Source organism: Aeromicrobium sp. (assembly GCF_032084975.1).
GTDB lineage: Bacteria > Actinomycetota > Actinomycetes > Propionibacteriales > Nocardioidaceae > Aeromicrobium.
On sequence record NZ_DAMDLR010000094.1, the window covers coordinates 1 to 8,991 of the forward strand.

Genomic DNA, 8,991 nt, shown 5'->3' on the forward strand with positions numbered 1-8,991 from the left:
CACGGTGGTCCGGCCGCCGTCGGTGGCATCGGCCGGGACGACCGCATCGGCGCCGCGCGGCAGGGGCGCGCCGGTCATGATCCGCACGCACGAGCCGCCACTGATGGCGAACGGCTTGCCCAGGCCGGGCACGATCTCGGCGACCACGGGCAGCTCGACGGGCTCGCCCGACCGGGCGCCGACGATGTCGGTGGCGTTGACGGCGTAACCGTCGACGCCGGCGGTCGAGAAGCGGGGCAGGTCGTGGTCGCTGACGACGTCCTCGTGCAGGGTCAGGCCGAGCGACTCGACGACGGGCTGGTCGTACGCCGCGAGCGGGCCGACGCCGCGCAGGATGGTCTCGAGGTGGTCCTCCACCGTCAGGCGACCGGGGGCGACGCTGACGGGGCGCGTCCGCGGGGGCAGTTGTCCTGACGACATGCTGGCCAGCCTAACGGCCGTAACCGCTCAGTTCCCGGACAGTACGGTTCCGGACGCCACGTGGCGCGGCCCGCCCTCGTCCTCGAGGACGACGTCGCCGCGCACGAAGACCCCCTCGCCGAAGGTCCAGTCTCCGCGCACCGTGAGCGACGAGGCGTACACGAGCGACACCGGGAAGGCGATGCGCCTGTCGAAGTCGTCGATGGCCTTGTAGTAGCGCTTGTCGAGGTCGACCGCCGGGACGTCGTCGACGCGAGCGCGCAGCTGATAGTCGGGGCCGACGTCGTAGACGTCCGAGCGCAGCAGCAGCAGGTCGTCGGTGGTCTTGACCGGCAGGAAGCGCGCGCGGTCGACCTCGATGGCCGTGGCGCCCTCGAAGACCGAGATCGCCGAGCCCATCGCCGACTCGATCTGGATGACCTCGGGGCTGTCGGGGTCGGTCGGATCGACGTTCTTCTGGTTGCGGATGAGCGGCAGGTCCAGGACGCCCTCGGCACGGTCGAGCTCGCGGCGCAGGGCGTGCAGGTCGAACCACAGGTTGTTGGTGTGGAAGTACCGGTGGACCTTGAGGTCGGCGGCGGCCTCGCGGTCCTCGGGAGCGATCTGCGCGGTCTCGCGCAGGATCAGCCGACCGTCCGACTTGCGCACGACGAGGTGGCCGCCCTTGACGTCGGCGGGAGTGCGGCGGCAGACCTCGGCGGCGTAGGGGGCGCCGGTCTGCGCGAACCAGGCCATCATCGCGGGGTCCGGCACCGCGCCGAGGTTGTCGGCGTTGGAGACCGAGGCGTAGCGGTAGCCGGACTCGATCAGCTGGTCGAGGACGCCGGACGCGTCGAGGGCCGTGTAGAGGTCCGCGTGACCGGGCGGGCACCACTCGAGGGTGGGGTCGTCCGGCCATTCGACGGGCTCGAGGGTGTCGGCCGTGAGGCGGGGCTCGCGATTCTGCAGGAAGTCCAGCGGCAGGTCGCCGACCTTGAGCTCGGGGTAGTTCGCCAGCGTCTTGAGCGTGTCGTCGCGGGTGCGGAAGCTGTTCATGAACAGCAGCGGCAGGTCGACGCCCAGCGTGGAGCGCACGTGCCAGACCTGGTCGACGATGAGATCGAGGAAGCTCAGGCTGTGCTTGATCGGCAGCAAGGACTTGGCCTGCTTCATGCCCATCGTGGTGCCCAGGCCGCCGTTGAGCTTGATCACGACTGTCTCGGCGGCGGCGCGGCGCAGCGTCTCGGTGTCGTAGTCGAGACTCTCGATGCTGGCGATGTCCTGGAGGGGCTCGACCTCGGCCTCGGGGATGAGGCCGGACGCTCCACCCTCGAGCTGGTGGTAGAACGCCGTGAAGACATCGATCGCCTGCTCGGGCAACCCGACCGAGCGCATCTTGCGTTGAGCCTCTGCCAGTGCGTTCATCGGCCCTAGGCTAGCGCCATGTCGGCGAATGTGACTCCTGAGAAGAATGAGGTCCGCATCTCGGTCACCGACCGTCGGCGGCGTCGGTCTGAATCGGAAAGGGTTCAAGCGGCGCAGGCGATCGCCTTGCACGCACCGGCCGTGGCGGCGCTGGTGCGGGCTCGCCGCGTGGCGGCCTACCTGTCGATGCCGAGCGAGCCCGGCACGGGCCCTTTGCTCGACTGGCTGACGGAGCTGGGCACCGAGATCGTCGTGCCGGTCAGCGACTCCGACCGGACACTGGACTGGGTCGCGTACGCACCCGGCGAGGTCGTGGTCGGGGACCTCGGCGTGCCCGAGCCGACGGGACCGCGGCTGGGCGAGTCCGCACTGCACGCCTGCGAGGTCGCGATCATCCCGGCGCTGGCCGTGGACCACGGTGGCAACCGGCTGGGCCGGGGCGCCGGCTACTACGACCGAGCCCTGGTGGACTTCCCCGGCGTCACGTGCGCACTCGTCTACGACGACGAGCTGCGCGCCGAGCTTCCGCACGAGCCCCACGACCGACCCGTCGACCTGGTCCTCTCCCCCGGCGGCCTCTTCCGTCCGACGCGGGGGCTGGTCTAGCCAGTCGCAGAGGTGTCGTCTTGCCCGGTCACGGCACGAGGTGCAGCCGTCCCGTCGCCTCGGCCCGGATCGTGGCCGTGTCCGGGAACCCCGGCGGCACGAGCGGAAGGCGCACGCGTCGCGTCAGGTTGACCTCGACCCGGTCGCCGGAGGTCCGCAGGTCGAGGCCCACGCCGCTCGGGACGATGCCCTGCACCAGGGCGTGGGCATCGGCACTGTCCAGCACCGCTGACTCGTCGATGCCGCCGGCGTAGACGCGATCGCGATCGAGCCCATCGGCCGCGTGCAGGGCCGCCCTGTCCGCGAGATTCATCAGCTCCCGCCGTTCGAGGAACGCCGCGGACGCGTTGACGACGACCACGACCAGCATCCCCAGCACGGCCACGAAGCCGATCGTGAGGACCGTGACGTTCGCTCGCTCGCGCGTGCTCATGGCGCTGCCCGGTAGCGGCCGAACGGCTCGGAATGGGTCGTGTCGACGTCGAACGCCGCGATGGGATCGCCGAACAGGTCCGGTGCCAAGGGCAGCCGTCGCGAGGACCGCACCACCACGACCACCGAGGAGCCGGGCTCGAAGCACGCCGGTTCGCAGCGGGTCGACACGGAGGCACCGTCGACGCCGTGATCCTCCAGGACGAGCCGGGCGGCTGCTCGCGCTCGCGACTCCGCAGCGGTCGGGTCGTCGGCCTGGATGAAGGCGCGAGCGGCTGCCTCGGAGGCGGCAGCCACGCCGTACGCGGCGCGCTGGGTCTCGAACACGCCGATCACGACGTAGACGAGAGGGACGAGCAGCAGCAGCGTCAGCCAGGTGAACTCGACCGTGGCACTGCCGCGCTCGGAGCTCACGGCTCCTCCTGCCGGACGGCGTGGCCGACCGCTTCCACGGACACCCCCGGACCCCACAGGCCCAAGGGTGGGATGTCGCCGCTGATCCGGACCTCGATGACGTCGAGCCCGTTGATCACGGACTCGCGGGCCACGACGGACGCGGCGTAGCGGTCGGCCAGCGTCGTGCGGATCACGTCGCGTGCCCGCTGCCGGGCTGCGTCTGGACCGGCGTCCAGCATCGCGGCCGATCGTGCACCGTCGGACGCGGCGGCGACCATCGTGTTCCGGACATGCAGCACCAGCGCCACCTGCGCGATCCCGAGGACCAGCGGCACGAGGACGAGCACCACCAGGACGAACTCGGGGACGGCCGCGCCACGCTCGCGCCGAGCGCGCGCCGGCACCTCAGCCGCCGACGGACGACAGTGCCTGGTTGAGCATCGCCGACAGCCGCGGTCCGGCGACGGCCGTCAAGCCCGCCACGATCCCAGCCGTCATCAGCGTGATCATCACCCAGCCCGGGACGTCGCCCCGCTCCTGTCGTCGGCGATGTCGCAGTCTCGCGATCAGTGAGTTCATGCGTTCTCCTTCTCTCAGCCACCCGATGTCAGGTGGAGTCCGACCATTCCGGGGAAGAATGCGAAAGCGATCGTGATCGGCAGGATGAGGAAGACGACGGGGACCATCATCGCGATCTCGCGGCGTCCGCCCGTCTCCATCAGCTCGCGACGCGCGGTCTCGCGGACGTCCGCCGCCTGGGCGTGCAGGACGTCGATCAGCGGGGTGCCTCGTTCGATCGCGACGGCCATCGCCTCGGCGAACCGGGCGATCGACGTGACGCCCGTGCGTGAGGCGAACTCATCGAGCGCCGCGACGACGGTCTCGCCCGAGCGCACCTGCGCCAGGACTCGGCCCAGCTCGTGGGACAGCGCTCCGTGGCTGACCCGGGTGACCCGTTCGATCGACGCGAGCGGGCTCTCGCCGGCGGCGACCGAGAGCGCCAGCAGGTCCGCGACGGTCGGGAACTCGGCACGCAGCTGCGCCTCGTGCGAGCGGACCCGCGCCGACAGCCACTGGTCGCAGGCCAGGCATCCGCCGACCAGCCCCGCGATGCACCACATCAGCAACGCGACGACGGGTGGATGACTGACGGACCACGCGACGATCGACATCGCCACCGCAGCGGCGAGGCCGAGCGCGCCCCAGGTCGCCTGCCGCAGGCGGAACGCCTCGACGTCGTCGTCGAGTCCACAGTTCCGGAGTCGGCGGGCGATCGCGGCGTTGCTCCCGAGCGACTCGCCGATGGCACCGGTGACACGTCGCCACGCCGGACCGAACACCTCGCCCACCAGGTGCCCCGTGGTCACACCGGGTGTGGGGTGCACGTCCCGCACATAGGGAAGGACGCGATCGGCGAGGCTGGGTCGTCGCGCCCGGCGCCATCCATCGGCGACCAGCAACAGGCCGCCCGCGAGCATCGCGGCGAGCACAGCGCCGATCACGCGAGGATCCGCTGTTCGACCGGGAGCCGCCCGAGCCGCAGCATCAGCCGGTACGCGACCAGGCACGTCACCGCCCCGCCGAGCAGGAGCGTGACTCCGGCCGGCGTCGCGAACCGAGCGATCACGTCGCGCTGGAAGCTCATCATCAACAGGACGAGCCAGGGAGCGGCGACCGCGAGACGGGCGGCGCCGATCGTCCAGGACTGACGGGACTCGATCTCGCCGCGCGTGCGCAGGTCGTCGCGCAGGAAACCGGAGAGCGAGCGCAGCAGCCGCCCGAGGTCTCCGCCGCCGACCTCGCGGGCGATCCGCAGCGCCTCGACGACACGGTCGCCGACCAGATCCCCCAGGCGCGTCTTCAGCAGGTCGAGGCTCTCGGTGAACCGTCCGGTCGATCCGTAATCGCGGCCGAACTGCGCGAACGCACTGCGCAGCTCGGCCGGGCCGCGCTCACCGAGCTGGATCAAGGCCTCGGGCAACGACAGTCCGGCGCGAACGGCTGAGGCCAGGTGATCGACGGCGTCGGGCCAGGCCTCGGCGTGCTCGCGCTGGCGCGTCGCGGCCCGCGCCCGCAGCAGGGCGAACGGCACCCAGGCAGACCCGGCGCCGGCGACGAGCCCGACCGCAGGAACGGCGGTGAGCGCCCACCCGATGAGCGTCCCCACGACGCCGAGGCCCACAGAGGCCGCCAGCACCGACCGTGGGTTCAGGTCAGGCAGACCCGCACGTTCGAGGAGTGCGCGGATCCGGCCGGGTCCGCGCGGTCTCGTGCGTCGGGCAGGACGTGGTGCCCAGTTGTCCCACACCACCAGCAGGCCGATGCCGAACAACAGTCCGATCAGGGTTCCCACAGCGCCCCCGGATCGATGCCGGCTGCTTCGAACGCCTCGTGCCGTTGTGGAGTTCCGGGACCTCGCTCGAGCCGCCCGTGGCGTCGCACGAAGACGGTCTCGGACTCGATGATGCCGTTCTCGGCACGTCCGGTCGTGGCGACGATCTCGCGCACGGCTCGGTGTCCCGTGGCGTCGACGGCGGTGTGGACGACGAGGTCGACCGATCCGGCCACGGTCGGCACGACGAAGCTGGCCGAGACGTTCTCGCCGGCCAACAAGGGAAGGGTGCACAGCTTCACGAGCGCCTGCTTGGCGGAGTTCGCGTGGATCGACGCCATCCCGGGCAAGCCGGAGTTCAGGGCCAGCAGCAGGTCGAGCGCCTCCTCGGCGCGGACCTCGCCGACGATGATCCGGTTCGGCCGCATGCGCAGTGCCTCCTTGAACAGCATGCGCAGGGTGATCTCGCCCGTCCCCTCCAGTCCGGCCTGCCGGGTCTGCATCGCCACCCAGTCCGGATGGGCCGTCTTGAGCTCGAAGACCTCCTCGACCGAGACGAGGCGCTGGGTCCCAGGGATCGCCGCGGCGAGACAGTTCAGGAGCGTCGTCTTGCCTGCTTGGGTGCCTCCGCTGACCACGATGTTGAGTCCGGCCAGCACGCACGAGCGCAGGAACGACGCCGCTTTCTCGTCGAGCGTTCCGAGCGTGACGAGGTCATCCAGGCTGGCCGCCTTGGCCACGAACTTGCGGATGTTGACGGCCGTGAAGCCGCGGGTGATGCCGTCGAGGACGACGTGCAGGCGATGACCGCCCGGCAGCATCGCGTCCACGAACGGCTGGCTGAGGTCGAGTCGCCGACCACTGGACGACAGCATCCGCTCGACCAGCTCACGCACCTGCGCCGACGTCAGCATCACCGAAGTGAGCTCGTGACGGCCCCCGCGCGCCACGAACACCCGCTCGGGCTCGTTCACCCAGAGCTCCTCGACCTCGGGGTCGTCCAGGAACCGCTGCAGCGGACCGAAGCCCACCAGGTCGGACACGAGCTCGCCGACGGTGCGGTCCGGTTCATCGAGCGCGCGGACGGCGCCGGTCAGGCTGCGCTGCTCGTGCTCGGCGACGGCATCGGCCGCCGCACGGCGTACCGCGTCGACGTCCGTGCGTGGATCGATCCGCCGTTCGCGCACCAGAGCGCGCACGCGATCCCCCAAGACCTCCATGTGCTTCCCCCCGAAAGCCGTTGCCCGAACCCGGGCGGGCCCGATCCTGCCGGGGGCGGCGACGCGGCCGCAAGGGCTTTCAGCCGCCTGTGGACAAACTTGGCGCGGAAGGAACGCCTGAGACGGATGAGTGACGTGGGACCGGCCGAGTACGTCGGAGGCGCCAACCGCTGGAGGAAACCCGAAACGCAGGCTCGATCCTCAGGCCGCCGGCGTGCTCTCAGCGACCGCGGCGCGGCGGAACAGCTCGCCGACGATCAGGACCAGGCCGCCGACGGCGATCGCAGAGACGTCAACGCCGCTGGTGCCCCCGGCAGCGAGGTGCGGACCCGAGCCGAAGGTCTCGACGGAGTACCCGAACTGCGACGCGCTGCTGAACAGGCTGAAGACCACCTCAGCCGCGCCTCCCGACACCAGCAGCCAGCCGACGGCACGCACCTGCCCGAGTGAGCGAGCGTCGGCGCCGCGGCCGGCCGCGAACGTCGCGAGCAGTCGGGAGACCAGGATTAGCACGGCGCTGGCGACCGACAGGAGGATCGCCGTCCGTGCGACGGACGCGGCGACCAGCGCATTCCAGCCGCCCGTCGTGGCGAGCTGGACGGTCCCCGTCAGCGTCGCCGAGGTCGGCCGGACATCCGCGTCCTGGACCCGGACCGGGTCCGCCAGGCTGTCCGTCGCCCATCCGGCGTCGTGGACGAAGAACCTCAGGCAGTCCACGGACGGGTCCTGCTCGCGAACGCTGGCCGACTGGCACACGTCACCACTGAAGGCGACCGGGATCGAGATCTGGTGACTCATCGACAGCGGGCCGAGACCGACGTTCACCGGGTACGTCACCCGTCCGGACAACGCGAGGACGCCGACAACGATCACCGACGCCGCTGCCGCCGCGGCGAGCACACCGCCCACCAACGCTGCCCAACCGCTGATCCAGCACGCTCTTCGCACCATCGGGCACCACTGCTCTCGCTGAGGGACGCACGCCGCGCGCATCGATGGACGATGATGGCGCACGGCTTCTGGATCCGCCAGTGCTTTCCTGCAGCCGCCGTCGGCGAGCGTGATCGGGTGCCTCTCGGACGGCGCTCCGCTTCCCCACGGTGCGCCGTCCTCGAAGCCACTCCCCACGTCGCGCTCCCCCAGCGCGGCGGCACGGCGCTCCCCAAAGCGCCTTCATGTGAGATGACGCGATCGAGCCTCCGGGGATGATGTTCCGACGCTGTGACATGCGCCACCCAAGAAATGCGGCACCGGCGCGTCATCGCGTGCGATTCGCGACGTCCGCCCGCGCGATGAGGAGCAGGACCGGGACCGTGGGACCGTGTCGTCGCGGTCCGAGGGAAGGTCCCACGCAGGTGTAAACCAGAGATTCACTCACGATTGCACGTCACGAGTGTGGCGGATGTGGCGTCATCATGGGGTGAGCACCTCGAGATCCGCGGGACCAGGACCCGGCATCGCGCCCGACGAACGGGCACTGCTCGCCGCTGCCCGCGATGGCGATGACGACGCCTTCGCCCGCCTGTACGAGCAGCACCTCCCCGTCGCTCGAGGCGTGGCACGGCGGATCGCCGATCCCAGCGACGTGGACGACGTGGTCTCCGATGCGTTCACCCGCACGCTCTCAGCGCTGCGCTCGGGAGCCGGACCGGTCCACAACATGGCCGGCTACATCGCGACCACCGTCCACCGAACGTGGATCGACCGCCTGCGGCGCGGCCGTGACGTACCCGTCGACACGCTCGACCTCGAGCCCGCCCTGGTCGAGCAGGATCACACCGACCAGGTCATGCGCACCGAGACGTTCCGCTCGGCGTTCTCGAGCCTCACACCCCGGTGGCAGGAGGTGCTGTGGCTCACCGAGGTGGAGCAGGTCCCGCACCCCGAGATCGCCCGCCGGATGGACCTCAAGCCGAACGCGGTCGCCGCACTCGCCCTCCGGGCCAGGCGCGCCTTCCAGGACAGCTACCTGCGCGAGCAGGTCTCGCTGACTGACGACCCGCGGTGCGCCGCGGTCCGTGCGCTACTCCCGGCTCACGTGAACGGCCGGACGAGCCGCCGCGACGCCGGCCGGGTCGAGGCGCACATCGACGACTGCGCCTCCTGCGCCGCGTGCCTCGACGACCTGCGCGACGCACGCGCCCACCTCGGACTCCTCCTGCTGCCGCTGGGCGCGCTGCC

Annotated in this window: 11 protein-coding genes and 1 pseudogene; 2 read left to right on the forward strand and 10 right to left on the reverse strand. The window is 70.9% G+C overall.

Going from position 1 to position 8,991, the window contains the following annotated elements; all coding sequences use genetic code 11:
• Nucleotides 1–420, reverse strand: a pseudogene (locus RT323_RS14870) (molybdopterin molybdenumtransferase MoeA); the annotation flags it as partial.
• Between the two features lie 27 nt (nucleotides 421–447).
• On the reverse strand, nucleotides 448–1,824 hold the full coding sequence (locus RT323_RS14875; RefSeq protein WP_313409845.1) for a UTP--glucose-1-phosphate uridylyltransferase: 1,377 nt from the start codon (nucleotides 1,822–1,824) through the stop codon (nucleotides 448–450).
• 18 nt (nucleotides 1,825–1,842) lie between these two features.
• Between RT323_RS14875 and RT323_RS14880 the strand changes: the two genes are divergently transcribed.
• Complete coding sequence (locus RT323_RS14880; RefSeq protein ID WP_313409847.1) at nucleotides 1,843–2,430, forward strand: 5-formyltetrahydrofolate cyclo-ligase; 588 nt, start codon at nucleotides 1,843–1,845, stop codon at nucleotides 2,428–2,430.
• A 28-nt stretch (nucleotides 2,431–2,458) separates the two neighbouring features.
• On the opposite strand, the gene RT323_RS14885 is transcribed toward RT323_RS14880, so the two are convergent.
• The 8 genes from RT323_RS14885 to RT323_RS14920 form a co-directional block, all read right to left on the reverse strand.
• The gene (locus tag RT323_RS14885; protein ID WP_313409848.1) at nucleotides 2,459–2,863 is read right to left on the reverse strand and encodes a pilus assembly protein TadG-related protein; all 405 of its coding nucleotides are present in this window, start codon (nucleotides 2,861–2,863) and stop codon (nucleotides 2,459–2,461) included.
• On the reverse strand, nucleotides 2,860–3,276 hold the full coding sequence (locus tag RT323_RS14890; RefSeq protein ID WP_313409850.1) for a hypothetical protein: 417 nt from the start codon (nucleotides 3,274–3,276) through the stop codon (nucleotides 2,860–2,862). Before RT323_RS14890 ends, RT323_RS14885 begins: the two co-directional genes overlap by 4 nt.
• Nucleotides 3,273–3,662: a TadE/TadG family type IV pilus assembly protein gene (locus RT323_RS14895; RefSeq protein ID WP_313409852.1), complete on the reverse strand. Its 390-nt coding sequence runs from the start codon at nucleotides 3,660–3,662 to the stop codon at nucleotides 3,273–3,275. The genes RT323_RS14890 and RT323_RS14895 overlap by 4 nt, the downstream gene beginning before the upstream one ends.
• A 1-nt stretch (nucleotide 3,663) precedes the next feature.
• The gene (locus RT323_RS14900) at nucleotides 3,664–3,837 is read right to left on the reverse strand and encodes a hypothetical protein (protein ID WP_313409854.1); all 174 of its coding nucleotides are present in this window, start codon (nucleotides 3,835–3,837) and stop codon (nucleotides 3,664–3,666) included.
• A gap of 14 nt (nucleotides 3,838–3,851) precedes the next feature.
• Nucleotides 3,852–4,760, reverse strand: a complete 909-nt coding sequence (locus RT323_RS14905) for a type II secretion system F family protein (RefSeq protein ID WP_313409856.1) — start codon at nucleotides 4,758–4,760, stop codon at nucleotides 3,852–3,854.
• Nucleotides 4,757–5,611, reverse strand: a complete 855-nt coding sequence (locus RT323_RS14910; protein WP_313409858.1) for a type II secretion system F family protein — start codon at nucleotides 5,609–5,611, stop codon at nucleotides 4,757–4,759. The genes RT323_RS14905 and RT323_RS14910 overlap by 4 nt, the downstream gene beginning before the upstream one ends.
• Nucleotides 5,599–6,810 (reverse strand): ATPase, T2SS/T4P/T4SS family, encoded by a 1,212-nt coding sequence (locus RT323_RS14915; protein ID WP_313409860.1) that lies wholly within the window; start codon nucleotides 6,808–6,810, stop codon nucleotides 5,599–5,601. The genes RT323_RS14910 and RT323_RS14915 overlap by 13 nt, the downstream gene beginning before the upstream one ends.
• A gap of 201 nt (nucleotides 6,811–7,011) precedes the next feature.
• A complete protein-coding gene (locus RT323_RS14920) occupies nucleotides 7,012–7,719 on the reverse strand; it encodes a hypothetical protein (RefSeq protein WP_313409861.1) in 708 nt (235 codons plus the stop codon).
• Nucleotides 7,720–8,230: 511 nt separating this feature from the next.
• On the opposite strand from RT323_RS14920, the gene RT323_RS14925 reads away from it, so the two are divergent.
• Nucleotides 8,231–8,991, forward strand: a 761-nt coding sequence (locus tag RT323_RS14925) for a sigma-70 family RNA polymerase sigma factor (protein WP_313409863.1), incomplete at its 3' end; no start/stop codon positions are given.

Bases quoted from the DNA above. Each gene is read 5' to 3' on its own strand.
- RT323_RS14875 (WP_313409845.1), bottom strand. From the start codon at position 1,824: ATGAACGCACTGGCAGAGGCTCAACGCAAGATGCGCTCGGTCGGGTTG.
- RT323_RS14880 (WP_313409847.1), top strand. From the start codon at position 1,843: ATGTCGGCGAATGTGACTCCTGAGAAGAATGAGGTCCGCATCTCGGTC.
- RT323_RS14885 (WP_313409848.1), bottom strand. From the start codon at position 2,863: ATGAGCACGCGCGAGCGAGCGAACGTCACGGTCCTCACGATCGGCTTC.
- RT323_RS14900 (WP_313409854.1), bottom strand. From the start codon at position 3,837: ATGAACTCACTGATCGCGAGACTGCGACATCGCCGACGACAGGAGCGG.
- RT323_RS14915 (WP_313409860.1), bottom strand. From the start codon at position 6,810: ATGGAGGTCTTGGGGGATCGCGTGCGCGCTCTGGTGCGCGAACGGCGG.